This is a genomic window from Nocardioides sp. WS12 (genome assembly GCF_014108865.1).
Classification (GTDB): domain Bacteria; phylum Actinomycetota; class Actinomycetes; order Propionibacteriales; family Nocardioidaceae; genus Nocardioides.
On record NZ_CP053928.1, the window covers coordinates 428399 to 443400 of the forward strand.

Here is a 15002-nt window from a genome sequence, read left to right on the forward strand (position 1 = left end):
GGCGAGCGCGTCTTCGCCGCGACGCGGGCAGCAAGCTGCCAGAAGGCGCTGCTCTCGCCGCGCTGCCGCCCGTTTCCCGCTCTGCTCCCGGTGCCACGCAGCGGAACTGCCGTCCGTAGCCTTGCCGGGTGAAGATGCGCGGGATGCTGGCCGACACCCGGCCCCTGCGCAACCAGCACTTCCGGCGGCTGTGGACCGCGAACATCATCACCGTCGTCGGTGCGCAACTGACGGTCGTCGCAGTCCCGGCGCAGATCTATGCGCAGACCGGCTCGTCGGCGTACGTCGGCCTGACCGGGCTCTTCGGCCTCGTCCCGCTGGTCGTGTTCGGCCTCTGGGGCGGGGCCCTGGCGGATCACTTCGACCGCCGCACGCTGCTGCTGGTGACCACGGCCGGACTGATCGGTACGGCGGTGCTGTTCTGGCTGCAAGCCGCACTGGGACTGGAGAATGTCTGGTTGCTGCTGTGCCTGTTCGCGGTGCAGCAGGCGTTCTTCGCGGTCAACCAGCCGACCCGGTCGGCGATCCTTCCGCGCCTCCTCGAACCCGAGGAACTGCCCGCGGCCAACTCGCTGAACATGACGGTGATGATGGCCGGCGCGATCGGCGGGCCGCTGGTCGCCGGCATCCTGATCCCGTTCGTCGGGTTCTCGTGGCTCTACCTCGCTGACGCGGTGTGTCTCTTCGCGACGCTGTTCGCGGTCCTCCGGCTGCCACCGCTACCCATCCAGGGCGTGACCGGCACCCCCGGCCTGCGCTCGGTCATCGAGGGCATCACCTACCTGCGCACCCAGCCCGTGCTGATGATGTCCTTCGTCGTCGACATCATCGCGATGGTCTTCGGCATGCCGCGTGCGCTGTTCCCACAGATCGCCCACGAGAGCTTCCTCGGTCCGGAGGAGGGCGGGCTGGCGTTTGCCCTGCTCTTCGCCGGAATCCCCGCAGGTGCGGTGATCGGCGGCGTCTTCTCCGGCTGGGTCTCGCGCATCACCCGTCAGGGCCGCGCCGTGATCTGGTGCATCGTGGTGTGGGGCCTGGCCATGGTCGGGTTCGGCCTGGCCGTGTTCGGCGCCGACCAACTGCCGGGGTCCCCGCATGCCTGGCTGGTGGTCGCCGTCCTGATGCTCGCCATCGGCGGCGCCGCCGACATGGCCTCGGCTGCCTTCCGCTCGTCCATGCTCCAGAGCGCCGCGGCCGACGAGGTGCGCGGCCGCCTGCAGGGCATCTTCATCGTCGTCGTCGCGGGTGGTCCGCGCATCGCGGACGTCGCCCACGGCGCCACCGCCGCCATGGTGGGTACGGCGACCGCGGCTGCCGGAGGTGGCCTGCTCGTCGTGCTGCTGACCGTGGTGGCGGCGTTCGCCGTGCCGTCGTTCGTTCGCTACCGGATCACGCGAGAAACTCCGCCAGCAACGCGTTGACCGCGGCGGGCCGCTCGAGGCTGGGCAGGTGCCCGGCCCACGGGAGATGCTCCAGGCGCGCCCCGGCCACGGAGTCGGCGATGTGTTGCGCGATGTTCTGGAAGTGGTCGACGTCGAGACCACCGCTCACGACCAGCGTCGGAACGGACACCAGCGCCAGGTCCACGTCGACCCGCGTCGCCTCGGGCTCGGGATCCTGCTCCTCGGCGGCCAACTGGACCGCGAAGGCGTGCGCCTGCATCTCGCGGACGAGGTCACGACTCGCAGCAGAGGCCTCCGGGCCGAGCCACGTGGACACGTTCAGTTCCACCGCCGCCGCCACGTCACCGCTGGTGAGCAGTCGGTCCTCCTCCTCGTCGAAGGCATCCGCCTGAGGCGTGCTCGGGAGTCCCCGCAACGCCGGGCACAGCAGGGCCAGCGACGCGACCCGCTCGGCGGCGGTGACCGCCACTTCCAGTGCCACCCGTCCACCGAAGGAGGAGCCGACGAACGCGGCACGGTCGACCTGGAGATGGTCGAGCAGCGCGACCACGTCGTCAGCGAACGAGAACCGCTCACCCGGCATCGGCGTCTCCCCGAACCCCCGCAGGTCCGCGCGGATCACGCGGTACGACGGCGCGAGGGCAGCGACCTGTTCGTCCCACATGCGTCGATCGCAGACACCGGAATGCAGGAGGACGACCGCCGGACCGGAGCCCTCGTCGTCGTGGGAAAGGATCATGCCCTGATCGAACCTCATCACGGACGGCGCCGTCGACCGGGTTTCGTCACGGGCAGCCGCCGGTCGCTCCCGATTCCTGGATCGTCATCGGCGCCGTGTTGTACGACGCCCACGCGCCACCCCGGTGCTCGACGCACAACGTGAACTCGACGCGGTCCGCGTCGTAGGTGTAGCTCCCCAGGCGGTTGCCCGGCGACAACGCGAGGCCGGCGTCGTCCAGCGTTGCCTTCACCGCAGCGAGGTCGCGCGGGTACTCGCCGCCTCGATAGAAGCTCTCCAGCGAGACGGCGACGGTCTCGACGTCGTCGCGGACGGATCTGGCCTCCGCCGGAGAGCTCTTCCGGGGCGGCGATGCCGTCGGCGACGGGGTCGGGGTGGGCGTCGCGGTGTCCTGCTGGGCCGTCGACGTCACAGCACTCACGTCGTCCGTCGCGCCCGCGTCATCGTTGCCCGCGCACCCCGCCAGCACCAGCACGGGAAGGGCCAGGGCAAGAAGGGCGAGGCGCATCGCTCAAGCGTGCCAGACGGCCCTTGCCACCACGGGCGCCACGAACCGCTCCACCATCCTGCGCTCGTCCTCACCGTCGCGGCCGGGGACGGTGAGCAGGGAGACGATCGCGCGGACCAGCCAGCGGGCGGCATCGGGGTCGGGCGCCATGCTGAGGCCGAGCGCTTCGATCACCTCGGACTCGATGGCCCGATCGGCCGTGCGTCCGGCGTCGCCGCCACCGAACCATGCAGCGAGTGCGGGTGCGTCGCGCACGTGCCGCAGCGACGACAACACGGCCTCGGTGACCAGGTCCGCCCCACCAGGGAGTGCGGCGAGGTCGGCCGCCACCAGCCCGCCCACCCGGATCGCCTCCCGCTGCACGAACGCCGACTGCAACGCCGGACGGTCGGGGAAGTAGCGGTAGAGCGTCGCGCGCGAACACCCCGCCGCGGCGGCGATGTCGGACATCCCCACGACGTCAACGCCCTTCGCCGCGAACAGGCCACCCGCCGCGTCGAGGATCCGTTCGACGGCGGGTGCACGCCGATCCACCCAGTCGCTCATCCCGACACCAACGGGACACCCAGCGGACGTCGTACGTAGGGACCGGGGGCCCAGGTGATGGCCGCGTCGTCGACACGAAAGTCGGGGATCCGCGCCAGCAGTTCCTCGAGCGCCACCAGGATCTGCATCCGCGCAGCGGCGGCACCGAGACAGTGGTGGTGGCCCTGGCTGAAGCTGAGGATCTGACTGGGCCGCCGCCGTACATCGAGTTCCTCGGCGTCCGGCCCGTAGCGACGCGGGTCGCGGTTCGCGGCGCCGTAGAGCAGGAGCACCTTGCGGCCAGCCGGGATCAGCTTGTCGTGCAGTACGACGTCGCGCACCGCCGTGCGCGCCAGGGCCTGGACCGGCGAGGTCAACCGCAGGAACTCCTCGACCGCGTCGGGCAACAGCGACGGGTCGGCGACGAGCAGGGCCCGCTGGTCCGGACGCGACGACAGCAACTGGACCGCTCCGCCCAGCGCCCCGGTGGTCGTGTCGTTGCCGCCGGCCACCATCGTGAACACGAACGCCAGGATCGACAGCAGGCCGGCATCCGCTTCCGGTCCGTCGGCCACGCCGGCCGCGACCAGCTGGGAGACGGTGTCGTCGCCCGGTTCCCGACGTCGGCGCTCGATCAGGTCGGTGAAGTAGCCCATCAGTTCGACGGTTGCGCTCGCAGCATCCGTCCCGCTCACGTCTCCCGCGCCGACGTTGGCGCCCACGATCGCGGTGCTCCACTCGTCGAACCGGGCCCGGTCTGCTTCGGGGACCCCGAGGTAGTGGCCGACCACCAGGCTCGGCAACGGCTTGAACAGTTCAGCGACGACGTCACCGCCGCCCACTTCCCGCAGCCGCTCCACCCGCTCGACGACGAACGACCGCACGGCCGGCTCGATGTCGCGCACCTGGCGGGGCGTGAAGCCGCGTGCGACCAGCCGCCGGAAGGCGGTGTGGACGGGCGGGTCGGTCATCACGAACGGCGGGTTGTCGACGAGCCCGATCCGTTCGAGCTCGTCGTACTCGACGGTCAGGCCCTGCCCGCTGGAGAACGTGGCCACGTCGACAGCGGCCGCCAGGACATCGGCATGGCGGGACAGCACGTAGTGGTCCGCGTCGGGGCGGCCCACGGGAACGACGTGGTGCACCGGATCCTGCTCCCGCAGCACGGCGTACGACGACCACGGGTCGCGCCACGCTTCGCCGCCGCCCGGGCGATAGAAGTCACGGGACGTCTGAGTTGACATGTATCCAGAATGAGACACATTGACAGATATGTCCAGTGCTCCCTGCGATGAGTCCGGATGTCGGTGCGGGTCTCTAGTGTTCGAGGTAGGGCACCCGCAACAACGAGAGAGAACACGCAAACCATGAGCGAAGCAATGATCCGCGCCAGCGGACTGACGAAGAGCTACAAGGCGGTGCAGGCGTTGGCCGGGCTCGACCTGGCCGTCCCCGAGGGCAAGGTCCTCGCGCTGCTCGGCCCCAACGGCGCCGGCAAGACGACCGCGGTCCGCTGCCTGACAACGCTGCTGAAGCCGGACTCCGGTTCGGCGACGGTCGCCGGCGTCGACGTACTGACCGACCCGGCCGGAGCACGCGCCAAGATCGGACTGTCGGGGCAGTACGCCGCTGTCGATGAACACCTGACCGGCTACGAGAACCTCGTCATGGTCGGCCGGCTCTACCACCTCGGGAAGACTCGGGCGCAGGCCCGCGCCCGCGAACTGCTCGAGCGCTTCGACCTCACCGAAGCGGGCGACCGTCCCTCCAAGACGTACTCCGGCGGCATGCGCCGCCGGCTCGACCTTGCCGGAGCGCTGGTCGCCGAGCCGCCCGTGCTGATCCTCGACGAGCCCACCACCGGGCTCGACGTGCGCAGCCGCCAGCAGATGTGGGACGTCATCCGCGAGCTCGTCGCCAGTGGGGCGACGCTGCTGCTGACGACGCAGTACCTCGAGGAGGCCGACCGCCTCGCCGACGACATCGTCGTCATCGACCACGGCAAGGCGATCGCGCACGGCACCGCGGACGAGCTCAAGGCCACGACCGGTGGCGAGCGGATCGAGGTGGTCCTCGCCGACGCCGAGGACCGCGACGCCGCCGTCCGCACCGTCGCGGAGGTCGCGGTCGGCGACGTCCGGGTCAGTGACAACGGGCGCGAGCTCAGCGCTGCCGTCTCCGGGCGCGGCGCGGGCCACCTGCTGCACGTCCTGCAGGGCTTCGAGCGCGATTCCGTCACCGTCCTCGATGTGGGCCTGCGACGGCCGACCCTCGACGACGTGTTCCTCTCCCTCACCGGTCACGCGGCTGAAGAAGCCGACGCCGCGACCGACACCGATGCCAAGGAGCTGGCGAAGTGAGCACCGCAGTCCAGGCCCTCACCGACGGCTGGGTCGTCGCCCAGCGCAACCTGATCAAGATCAAGCGCGTGCCCGAAGTGCTCGTGTTCGTGCTGATCAGCCCGATCATGTTCGTGCTGCTGTTCGCGTTCGTGTTCGGCGGAGCGATCGATCCGCCGGGATCGGTCAACTACAAGGAGTGGCTGATCGCGGGCATCTTCGCCCAGACGGTCGTCTTCGGTGCCACGTTCACCGGCGCCGGTCTGGCCGAGGACATGCAGAAGGGCATCATCGACCGCTTCCGGTCGCTGCCCATGTCGAGCTCGGCGGTCCTCGTCGGTCGTACGACCTCCGACGTCGTCTACAACATTCTGTCGCTGATCATCATGGCGCTGACCGGCCTGCTGGTCGGCTGGCGGATCCGCGAGGGCTTCGTCGACGCGATCCTCGGCTTCGCCCTGTTGCTGCTCTTCGCCTACGCCGTCAGCTGGGTGATGGCGTTCGTCGGCATGCTGGTGCCGAGCGTCGAGGTCATCAACAACGCGTCGTTCATCGTGATCATGCCGCTGACGTTCGTCTCGAACGCCTTCGTCCCGACCGAGTCCTTCGACGGCGTGCTGCGCACCATCGTCGAGTGGAACCCGGTGTCGACACTGACCCAGTCCTCACGCGAACTGTTCGGCAACACCGGCGGGTTCGAGCCCACCGACGCGTGGTCGATGCAGAACCCGGTCCTCTACACGCTGATCTGGGTCGGGATCATCCTGGTCATCTTCGCCCCGCTCGCCGTGCGGCAGTACCGCCTCACCACCAGCAAGTAGCCGGCCCGCTGGCCCGCCCGGGTGTTCACTCCACCCGGGCGGTCAGCGGCAACCGACCGCGCGCACACGCCCCGACGGCCGCCGCCGTGAGCAGGGGCAGACCCACCACGACCAGTCCGATGAGCAACCACGGCACGTTCATGCTGGAGAGTCCGGTGTCGAAGTCGCGGGTCAGCGGCTGGCTGATCGCCAGTCCCGGGATGAAGCCGACCGGCGCTCCCAACAGGGCACCGATGCCGCCGACGAACAGCGCATAGCCCGCCGCGACGCGCCGCCGTTCGCGGGGACGAGCGCCCACGGCCGCCATCGTGGCGAGGTCGGGGCGGGCATCGGACAGGGCCAGGAAGGTCGCCGTGAGGGTGCCGCCGAGCATCAGGATCCCGCCGAGTGCGCCGAGCACGAACTGGATGATCCGCACCGCCGAATCGGCCTGGTAGCCGCGCTCGACGTAGAGGTACGGCTGGATCGGGAGCGCCCCGAGCACCTCCTGGATGTCCTTCTCCACGCTCTCGCTGATCGGACCGGGCAGGATCACGCCGACGGTGTCGACCTCGAGGCCGAGCTCCTTGACGACCTCGGGCGACATCAGCGCCGGGGCCGGCGGTGTCCGCTGCGCCACGTGGACGACACCCGCCTTCGCGGTCGCCGATGCGAGGTCCTGCGGGAGTTCCTCGGTCGGGACGTAGCGGCGTACGTCGACGCGCACCTCGCTCGCGTCGCGTCCGTCGTCGTCGGAGCCGCGGAGCAGGACGAGCCCGCCGTCGGCGAGCACGGCGTCGGCTCGTTCCCTGTCGTCGGCGTCCATCTCGATGTAGTCCGGGACCTCCGTGCCGACGAGGTACGGCGAGCCGATCGAGGACCAGTACTCGAGCATCATCGCCTCGCCGGCGGCACTGAACTCGATCTCCAGTTCACCGGTGTCGGTCGAGGACTGCAGGCCCTGGACCTGTTCGGCACTCTGGCCGGGCAGGTAGCGCGCGAGGGTCTCGTCCACGCTGGCCCGGTCCATGTCGTGGGGGAAGGCAATCGAGGCCTGGCCAACGGGAAGTTGCGGCATGTAGCCCGCTTCGTTGGACGCCTCCTGGCTGCTGACGGCGATCCCGAGCGCCACCACGCCGGCGACGGTGGCGCCGACGGCGGCCACCGCAGGCACGGTGCGGGTGCGGTGCCGGGCAGCGTCGCGGGCGGCGAACCGCAGCGCGAGCGGCCATCGCGCGGACAGGCGGGCCATCAGCACGACGACCATCGGCACCAGCAGGATCATCCCGAACACGGACACGATCGCGGATCCCGCGATCAGCAGCGGAGCGGTGTCCCGCCCGCCACCGGAGCCCAGGACGGCGCTGACGATGCCGCCGCCGAGCAGCACGAGTCCGAGGATCGGCGAGCGCGCCGACGGGCTGCCCTCACCGCGGCGCCCGGCCAGTACGGCCACGACGTCGTGCCGCGACGCCGAGAAGGCGGGTACGACGGCGGCGAGCAGGGCCGAGACCAGTCCGAAGGCAGCAACGACGACCAGCAACAGCCACGGGATCTCGAACGGGCCGAAGCGACTCGTGTCGAAGCGCTGAGCGATGGGTACCGCGGCCGCGCCGACGAGCACGCCGAGCACGACGCCGAGGACGCCGCCGATCGAACCGATCACCACCCCCGAGGCGAGGACGGTCCGCCGGGCCTGGCGCGGCGTACCGCCGGCCGCAGCGACGAGAGCCAGCGTGTGCGCCTGCGCCTTGGCCCGTACGGCGAACGCGGGTCCCGCGAGCAGGACGACCTCGAGGAGCACCATCGCGGCGACCAGCGCGAGCACGGTCATGGTGATGTCGTCGACGCCGTCCCCTGCCGGGATGCCGTCGTAGTCGGTGAACTCCGGCGGGTCGGTCAGGACCGCTCGGGAGGTGATCAACAGGCCGATCCTGTTGAGTTCCTTGACGTCGTCCCAGGTGACCGGGCCACCGCCCACCAACCAGCGACCCATCGTGCTGTCGCCCGTTCCGAACGCTCCGGGGAGGGCAGCGGCCAGGGGATATCCGCGCGACCCGGCGCTCTCGGCGATGCCGACGACCTTGAGCTCGAACTTCTGCTCGGTCCCGTCCAGGGACTTGCGGACCGCGGTCAGGGTGTCGCCGACACCGGGTCCACGGTCGGCGAGGGCCTGGTTGACCACCACCTCGCCGGGTCCGGGCGGGTACTCACCGCTGACCGGTTCGAACAACCCGTCCGTGACGGGGTTCGCGAGGTCGGTGGTGAAGGCTTCGAAGTCGCCGATGCCCTTGTCGGTCTGGAACCCGATCGAGTCGTGGCCGAAGACGGTGATCGGGCGGTCGGGGCCCACGGCCTTGCGAACTGCAGCAAGGTCGGTTCCGTCGAGGACGGCGTCCTCGTCGATCTCGTTCTCGGCGTTGCCGTAGCCGCCGGCCTCCGGGTCGGGGCTCTGGACGATGTTGTCGCTCCAGCTCGTCTCGATGAGCGCCTCGGCCGAGCCGATCCGGCGGTCGATGCCCTCGACGCCCGACACGTCGGCGGTGCGCCACACGATCGCGGCGGCGCTGACGGCGAGCACGGGCAGGCAGATCAGCACCAGCATCAGCGCGGTCTGGCCCTTGCGGCGCAGCGCCTCGCGGCGAGCCAGGCGCAGCGCCACCCGCCAGCCGCCGCTGGTCGACAGGTTCTGGCTCATCGCGCAGCGTGCTCGGTGAGGACGTCGACCCGGTCGGCACCGGTCTCGTCGACGACGACTCCGTCGCGGAGGAACACGACCCGGTCCGCCCAAGCCGCGTGCCGCGCCTCATGGGTGACCAGGACGCCGGCCGCGCCGGCGTCGCAGCGGGCGCGCAGCAACTGCAGGATCTCCTCACCGGTCTCGGTGTCGAGGGCGCCGGTCGGTTCGTCGGCAAGGATCAGCCGACGTTCACCGATGATGGCGCGAGCGATCGCGACCCGCTGCTGCTGTCCACCCGACATGTCGTCAGGGAAGCGGTCCGCGAGCTCGCCGATCCCGACCTCCTCCAGTGCGGCCCGGGCCTCCTTGCTCGCTGCCCGGGCACTGACGCCGTCGAGCTCGCGCGGCAGCGCGACGTTCTCCGCGGCGGTGAGTGCCGGGATCAGGTTGAAGCCCTGGAAGACGTAGCCGATCGACGTACGACGCATGTGCGCCCGACCCTGCAGGTCGAGGCGGCCCAGGTCGGTGCCTTCGACCGCGACCGTGCCGCCGGTCGGCTGGTCGAGGCCACCGGCGATGGTCAGCAGGGTGGACTTGCCGGAGCCGGACGGGCCCATCACGGCGACGAGTTCGCCGGCGTGTGCGGTGAACGAGACGCCACGGAGCGCGTGGACCTGGGTGGCGCCGTCACCGTGGACCCGGGTCACGTCGGTGAGCTTCAGGATGGCGTTCATCGGGCTTCCTCGGTCGGGTCCGGCGTCGTGGGGGCAGGGGCGGGTCGCGCCGTGGCGGTGCTCCGCAGCCGGGCCCGGGCATCGAGCAGCCAGCGCCGCTCGGCGCGGGCCAGCCGGCTCGCGTGGTCGTGCACGCTGTGCTTGCCGGTGTCGCTCATCGCGGCGTCCTCTCGTCCGCGGCCCGTTCGTGAACCGGCTGCGCGTTCGGCGTCGTCGTACCTGACGCCTGCTCGCGGGAGGCCCGTCGCAGCCGCGCCTCGCAGTGGTCGAGCCAGCGGATCTCCGCCTCGGCTCCGAAGACGAGTGAGTCGAGCACCAGGCTCCACGCCAGCTCGCGCGGGTCGGCGCCGACGGCTCGGCGCTTCAACCGGGTGTAGTCCTGGAGCGCGGCCATCGTGGCGCTGCGCTGCTGCTGGATGACCGTACCGACGTCGACGCCGGGCACCGTGACGGCGAGCGCCAGCTTGATCGCGAGTTCGTCACGCGGCGGCTGGGTGCGCGCCACCGGTGTCGTGAACCATGCCGCCACCTCGTCGCGCCCGGCCTCGGTGATCCGGTAGATCACGTGGCCCTCGGCGTTCTCGGCCTCGCCCGTCGCGAAGCCGTCGCGCTCGAGGCGGGTGAGCGTCGTGTAGACCTGCCCGACGTTCAGCGGCCAGGTCTCCCCGGTGCGCTGTTCGAACTCGGCGCGCAACTGGTAGCCGTACATCGGCTCGGTCTCCAGCAGTGCCAGCAATGCGTGCTTGACGGACATCTCGCGCCCCTTCGGGTGGCTTACATACTCGGTATGGTCATGTATACCCGATATGCAACGAGGTGTCGAGGCCCGACGTCGTCCGTCAGGTCAACGAGTGGCGCAGGTGGAACGCCAGCCGGGCCGCGATCTTGCCGGCCGGCGTCGCCAGGAGTACGTCGGCGGGATTGCCCGGCAACGGCACCGCGAGCCGGCGCCGGCTGGTCAGCGACACCGCGCGCCCGAAGGTGCGCAGTCCGTGATCACCCGAGAGGGGCCCGTATCCGCGAGCACCGAGCACCTGGCGCGGCAGAGCTCCGGCCACCGAGCCGACACCCACGTTGACACTCACCTGGGCGGCCCGCAGCGCCTCACCGATCTGCGCTCCCTTCTCGCGGGAGAAGACGGCCACGTGGGCGTAGGGCCGATCGCGAAGGCGCGCGAGGACGTCGCCGAACTCCGCCTGTCCGTGCACCCGCAACCGCGGGTCCGCGTCGGTCGGGCCGGCGGCCAGTTCGTGGGTTGGTCGCGGTCGTCGTACGCCCAGCACTCGCGCCAGCCCACTCCCGAGGCTCAGCGGGGCCGGGCCGTCCGCCGCGAGGGCTTCCTGCAGTTCGACGTCGAAGTCGGCGCTGACGTCCGGCGCGACGAACACCTCCGGAACGGCACCGGTCTCGCCCGTCCCGGCACGTCCGACGGTGCGGGCGACGCTGGCCGCGGCCGCCCGCAGGTCAGCGTCGGGGGCCACGATCGTGACCGCGGGTCCCACCGGAACGACCGTGACGGGCACCAGCGAACGTGCGCTCACCGCGCTGATCCGCGCTGCCGCCGCAGCGGAACCGAAGACACACACGCGGTCCACGGGGGCGGCCGCGAGTGCCTCCGTCGTGGCCTCGTCGCCCGTCACCACCTGGAGCAGGGGGACGTCGGCGCGGAGGAGTTCGGCGTAGGCGAGCAGCGCGGCCTCGTGCCCGGCAGCCGGCTTGAGCACGACCGCGTTGCCCGAGGCCAGGGCGCTGACCACCGCGCTCGACGGACCGTAGAGCGGGGCATACCCCGACGCGATGACCGCGACGACACCCTCGGCCCCGTAGCTGGTGCGGGTGGCCAACTCCGGGTTCAGCAGTCCGGCTCCCTGCGCCGTCGCATTCAGCACCCGGGCCGCATTCGCCTCGACCCACTTCAGGTGCTCGATGCTCTGGAGCACCTCGAGCATCGCTTCGTCGATCGACAGCCCGCCCTCGTGGAGCGCTCCGGCGAGATCGTTGGAAGCGCGCCACAACCGGCCGCGCCAGGCACGGAGCACCCGGACCCTCTCGGCCACGGACGTCGCCGCCCAGCGATCACCGGCCGCGTGGGCGACACGGACCACCTCGGCGACATCGGCCTGATCACCTGCGTCGAAGCTCATGCGCCTCAGAATGTCACCTCCGTACGACGAAGGGTCGGCCCCGTGCGGGACCGACCCTCATCGTTGGTCGAGGAGGCTGCTCAGCAACCGTCTCGAGACCGCTACGGCGTCGCCGTGTCGACGTAGACGAACGTCGAGTTCGGTGCGCCGTCGTACCCGAGCAACCCGAAGTAGTGGGCATCCGGGTCGAGGCCGGTCCACGACACGTCGAAGCTCGTGTCGCCACCGGTCGTGACCGGCACCGGGTTGGGGTCGACGGCCAGGTTGCCGACCGACGGGGTGCCGCCGAGGTCGTAGACCCGCAGCGAGTAGGGCACCGGGGCGCCCTGGTCGCCGGCCGCGAAGGCGTCGACCTCGACGATGTAGGTGCCGGCCGGTGCGCCCTCGAGCGAGAATGTCTCGCCCGGGGACGGCGTGGCCACCTCGCCTGCGACCGCGAAGATCGTGCCCGGGTCGCAGGTCGTCGCGGCGTACACGAACATGTCCAGGTCGCTCGTCGGGTCCGGCGCGACCAGGTCGAACTGGGCCAGGTCGTTGCCCTCGCCGATCGTGACGCACTCCAGGGCGTAGTCCCCGACGAGCAGGGCGCCCTCGGCGACCTGGCCCTTCACGAGGCCGGCCGTGGAGACCTGCAGGTCACCGGTGAAGCCACCGGTGATCGGCACGTTGGTCGAGCCGTCGACGCCCGTGCCGTCGATCGAGTTCGGCGCCTTCACCGACACCGGACGCAGCGCGACAGGCAGGCGCACCGTCGTCGGACCGGTCAGCGTCACGTGACCGAACGCCCACTGACTGAGCGGCGCGGTGGTGCGCTCGAAGGTGAATCCGACCGTGGTCTCCTGGCCGGCCTTCTTCGCGTTCACCGAAGACTTGCTCGCGGTGCTCTTGAAGCCGGGCACCTCGACCTTCACCCTCCAGGTGCCCTTGCGGGCGGCCGTGAAGGTGCGGTTCAGGGTCACCTCGGTCATCACGTGGCCCTCGGCCAGCGACGGCACGTTGACGGCGTTCGGCTCGATCGCCGGGACGCCGGTGTCGAGGCCCAGTCCGGTGATGTAGCCGTACCACTGCTCCCAGTCCGAGAGGACGAACAGGCCGGGGTCGAGGAACGCCTTGGCGTTGACGTGGCCGGCGCCCTGCGCGAACAGGTCGTTCGACTTGCCGCCCGTGGCCGTCTTGAGGTCCGTCGCGGTCGTCATCATGGCCGACTTGATCTGCATCGGCGACCACTTCGGGTGCTCGCCCTGGATGAGCGCAGCGAGACCGGCGATGTGCGGAGCCGACATCGACGTACCGGAGTAGAGGTCGTAGTCGCGGCCGTGGTTGGACGGCGGCGCAACGGCCGCCAGCACGCTGACACCGGGCGCCGAGATGTCCGGCTTCAGCAGGTCGCTGTCGTCGGATGCGGCGGGGCCACGCGAGGAGAAGCCGGCGATCTGCGGGACGGGGGTCACCGTGCCCGTCAGGTTGCCGAGCTCGAAGCGTGCGGTCGCACCGGCACCGGCGGCCTCAAGGTAGTCGTAGACCTTCGGGGAGTCGACGTGCGAGACGTGGATCGTCGGCACGGCGTGGAAGTCCGCGTCCAGGCTGCCTTCGGTGATGTTCGCGAGGACGACGCCCACGCCACCGGCGCGCTCGACCTCCTCGCTCTTGACCACCCGGTCGTAGACGCCGCGCTGGCAGACCACGATCGCGCCGGCCACCTTCGTCGGGTCCAGGCTGTTCGGCGCACAGAGGGCCGTGTCGCCGGCAGGGGCCGAGCCGTTGCCGGATTCCGCCGCGTCGACCAGGTGGGTGTCCGGCAGCGCCGTCCGGCTGATCGAGGCGCCGACGATCTTCTGGCCGTCGCCGAGGACGACGGTGTTCTCGAAACTCGTGTGCGTGCTCGCCGCGACAGTGGTCACCCACGGGCTGTTGTGCGCGACGGTCGAGGCACCCGGACCCTCGTTGCCCGCGGAGGCAGCCACGAAGACGCCGGCCTCGGCCGCACCTTCGAAGGCGATCTCGGCAGCTTCCAGGACGGTGTCGGTCGGGCCCGAGATCGAGTAGTTGAGGACGTCGACACCGTCGGTCACGGCCTGCTCGATCGCAGCCACGAGGTCGGACGTCGTACCGGAGGCGCGACCGTCGGGGGTGGCCCACAGGGCCTTGTAGACGGCGATCTTCGCGGCCGGGGCGACCCCGCTGATGTTGCCGAAGTTCACGCCCTCGGTGGAGACGTCCTTGACCGGGTTGCCGGCGGAGGTCGAGGCGGTGTGCGAGCCGTGGCCGTTGCCGTCCCGGGCCGAGATGAAGTCCTCCGGGATGGTGCGGCTCTCGCCGTACCCATCGACGAAGGAGCGCGCCGAGATCAGCTTCGTGTTGCAGTGGGCGAGGGTGAACTCCTCGCCGGTCTCGCACTCGCCACGGAACAGGTTGCCGTCGGACTTCTTCATCGACGTGATCGATCCGCTGATCCGGGTGCCCCACTTGCCCTGCGGCTTCGAGGTCAGCTTGGCGCCCTTGAAGGACTGCGACTCGGGCCAGATACCGCTGTCGATGACACCGACGACGACACCGTCGCCCGCCTTGTCCTGGCCGCCGGTCTGGTTCCAGACGCCCTTCTTGCCGGAGAGGCCGAGGAAGTCAGGGGTGTTCCACGTGTCGGCGTAGACGATCGAGTCCTTCTGGACCGTGAGCACGCGGCGGTCGGTGGCCAGTTCCGTGGCCTGCTTGGCGGTCAGGTCCGCGACGAAGCCGTTGGCCGAGATCGTGTAGTGCACCTTCACGTCGAAGCCGAGATCGGTGCCCAGCTTGTCGTGGCTGGCGCGCAGCTTCTTCGTGTACGGCGCCACGGCGGCGCCCTTCGCGTCGAACTGTTCGCCCGCGGCCGCGCGGGTCGGGTTGGCCGTGGAGGCGGGCGGTGCCGCCAGCATCACGACGTAGCGACCGGCCTTGTAGCGGGTCAGGTCGGCCTTGACGGCCGACTGGCCCTCGCCGTCGGCGGCACCGGGGCCCGGGTCACTGGGATCGGCCAGTGCCGGTGCGCCGAGGGCGACAGTGAGTCCGAGCGTCGCCGCGAGGGCGAACACGAGGAGTGCGGGAAGCCGACGGGCGCGATCGCGCGTGCGCGGGACATGCATGGGGGTCCTCC

General features: G+C 70.6%; 13 protein-coding genes. 3 read left to right on the forward strand and 10 right to left on the reverse strand.

The window, feature by feature from the left end; genetic code table 11:
* Positions 1 to 134 precede the first annotated feature (134 nt).
* Positions 135 to 1421 carry an MFS transporter gene (locus tag HRC28_RS01960; RefSeq protein ID WP_182380405.1) on the forward strand — a complete coding sequence of 429 codons (1287 nt, stop codon included), beginning with the start codon at positions 135 to 137 and terminating at the stop codon, positions 1419 to 1421.
* On the opposite strand, the gene HRC28_RS01965 is transcribed toward HRC28_RS01960, so the two are convergent.
* From HRC28_RS01965 to HRC28_RS01980, 4 genes are read right to left on the reverse strand one after another with little or no spacing between them, the layout of a single operon-like run.
* Complete coding sequence (locus tag HRC28_RS01965; protein ID WP_182378456.1) at positions 1390 to 2142, reverse strand: alpha/beta fold hydrolase; 753 nt, start codon at positions 2140 to 2142, stop codon at positions 1390 to 1392. The two genes, HRC28_RS01960 and HRC28_RS01965, sit on opposite strands and share 32 nt — an antisense overlap.
* 46 nt (positions 2143 to 2188) lie before the next feature.
* Entirely contained in the window at positions 2189 to 2650 is a 462-nt protein-coding gene (locus HRC28_RS01970; protein ID WP_182378458.1) for a hypothetical protein, read from the reverse strand.
* Between the two features lie 3 nt (positions 2651 to 2653).
* Positions 2654 to 3196 (reverse strand): TetR/AcrR family transcriptional regulator, encoded by a 543-nt coding sequence (locus HRC28_RS01975; RefSeq protein WP_182378460.1) that lies wholly within the window; start codon positions 3194 to 3196, stop codon positions 2654 to 2656.
* Positions 3193 to 4419, reverse strand: a complete 1227-nt coding sequence (locus tag HRC28_RS01980; RefSeq protein ID WP_182378462.1) for a cytochrome P450 — start codon at positions 4417 to 4419, stop codon at positions 3193 to 3195. The genes HRC28_RS01975 and HRC28_RS01980 overlap by 4 nt, the downstream gene beginning before the upstream one ends.
* A gap of 123 nt (positions 4420 to 4542) precedes the next feature.
* Between HRC28_RS01980 and HRC28_RS01985 the strand changes: the two genes are divergently transcribed.
* A complete protein-coding gene (locus HRC28_RS01985) occupies positions 4543 to 5535 on the forward strand; it encodes an ATP-binding cassette domain-containing protein (RefSeq protein WP_182378464.1) in 993 nt (330 codons plus the stop codon).
* Entirely contained in the window at positions 5532 to 6335 is an 804-nt protein-coding gene (locus tag HRC28_RS01990) for an ABC transporter permease (RefSeq protein WP_182378466.1), read from the forward strand. Before HRC28_RS01985 ends, HRC28_RS01990 begins: the two co-directional genes overlap by 4 nt.
* A gap of 25 nt (positions 6336 to 6360) precedes the next feature.
* Here HRC28_RS01990 and HRC28_RS01995 read toward each other — a convergent pair whose 3' ends face one another.
* The 6 genes from HRC28_RS01995 to HRC28_RS02020 all read right to left on the reverse strand — a co-directional run bounded on the left by HRC28_RS01995 (position 6361) and on the right by HRC28_RS02020 (position 14991).
* Positions 6361 to 9012 (reverse strand): ABC transporter permease, encoded by a 2652-nt coding sequence (locus HRC28_RS01995; protein ID WP_182378468.1) that lies wholly within the window; start codon positions 9010 to 9012, stop codon positions 6361 to 6363.
* Entirely contained in the window at positions 9009 to 9728 is a 720-nt protein-coding gene (locus HRC28_RS02000) for an ABC transporter ATP-binding protein (protein WP_182378470.1), read from the reverse strand. Before HRC28_RS02000 ends, HRC28_RS01995 begins: the two co-directional genes overlap by 4 nt.
* Positions 9725 to 9886: a hypothetical protein gene (locus HRC28_RS02005; protein ID WP_182378472.1), complete on the reverse strand. Its 162-nt coding sequence runs from the start codon at positions 9884 to 9886 to the stop codon at positions 9725 to 9727. The genes HRC28_RS02000 and HRC28_RS02005 overlap by 4 nt, the downstream gene beginning before the upstream one ends.
* A complete protein-coding gene (locus HRC28_RS02010; RefSeq protein ID WP_182378474.1) occupies positions 9883 to 10482 on the reverse strand; it encodes a PadR family transcriptional regulator in 600 nt (199 codons plus the stop codon). The genes HRC28_RS02005 and HRC28_RS02010 overlap by 4 nt, the downstream gene beginning before the upstream one ends.
* 85 nt (positions 10483 to 10567) lie before the next feature.
* Positions 10568 to 11872, reverse strand: a complete 1305-nt coding sequence (locus HRC28_RS02015) for an aldehyde dehydrogenase family protein (protein WP_182378476.1) — start codon at positions 11870 to 11872, stop codon at positions 10568 to 10570.
* A gap of 101 nt (positions 11873 to 11973) precedes the next feature.
* Positions 11974 to 14991, reverse strand: coding sequence for a S8 family serine peptidase (locus tag HRC28_RS02020; protein ID WP_182378478.1), 3018 nt, complete (start codon positions 14989 to 14991; stop codon positions 11974 to 11976).
* Between the last annotated feature and the right edge of the window lie 11 nt (positions 14992 to 15002).

Coding starts and splice junctions, on each gene's coding strand:
- HRC28_RS01960 (WP_182380405.1), top strand. CDS start 135: ATGCGCGGGATGCTGGCCGACACCCGGCCCCTGCGCAACCAGCACTTC.
- HRC28_RS01965 (WP_182378456.1), bottom strand. CDS start 2,142: ATGATCCTTTCCCACGACGACGAGGGCTCCGGTCCGGCGGTCGTCCTC.
- HRC28_RS01970 (WP_182378458.1), bottom strand. CDS start 2,650: ATGCGCCTCGCCCTTCTTGCCCTGGCCCTTCCCGTGCTGGTGCTGGCG.
- HRC28_RS01975 (WP_182378460.1), bottom strand. CDS start 3,196: ATGAGCGACTGGGTGGATCGGCGTGCACCCGCCGTCGAACGGATCCTC.
- HRC28_RS01980 (WP_182378462.1), bottom strand. CDS start 4,419: ATGTCAACTCAGACGTCCCGTGACTTCTATCGCCCGGGCGGCGGCGAA.
- HRC28_RS01985 (WP_182378464.1), top strand. CDS start 4,543: ATGAGCGAAGCAATGATCCGCGCCAGCGGACTGACGAAGAGCTACAAG.
- HRC28_RS01995 (WP_182378468.1), bottom strand. CDS start 9,012: ATGAGCCAGAACCTGTCGACCAGCGGCGGCTGGCGGGTGGCGCTGCGC.
- HRC28_RS02000 (WP_182378470.1), bottom strand. CDS start 9,728: ATGAACGCCATCCTGAAGCTCACCGACGTGACCCGGGTCCACGGTGAC.
- HRC28_RS02005 (WP_182378472.1), bottom strand. CDS start 9,886: ATGAGCGACACCGGCAAGCACAGCGTGCACGACCACGCGAGCCGGCTG.
- HRC28_RS02010 (WP_182378474.1), bottom strand. CDS start 10,482: ATGTCCGTCAAGCACGCATTGCTGGCACTGCTGGAGACCGAGCCGATG.
- HRC28_RS02015 (WP_182378476.1), bottom strand. CDS start 11,872: ATGAGCTTCGACGCAGGTGATCAGGCCGATGTCGCCGAGGTGGTCCGT.
- HRC28_RS02020 (WP_182378478.1), bottom strand. CDS start 14,991: ATGCATGTCCCGCGCACGCGCGATCGCGCCCGTCGGCTTCCCGCACTC.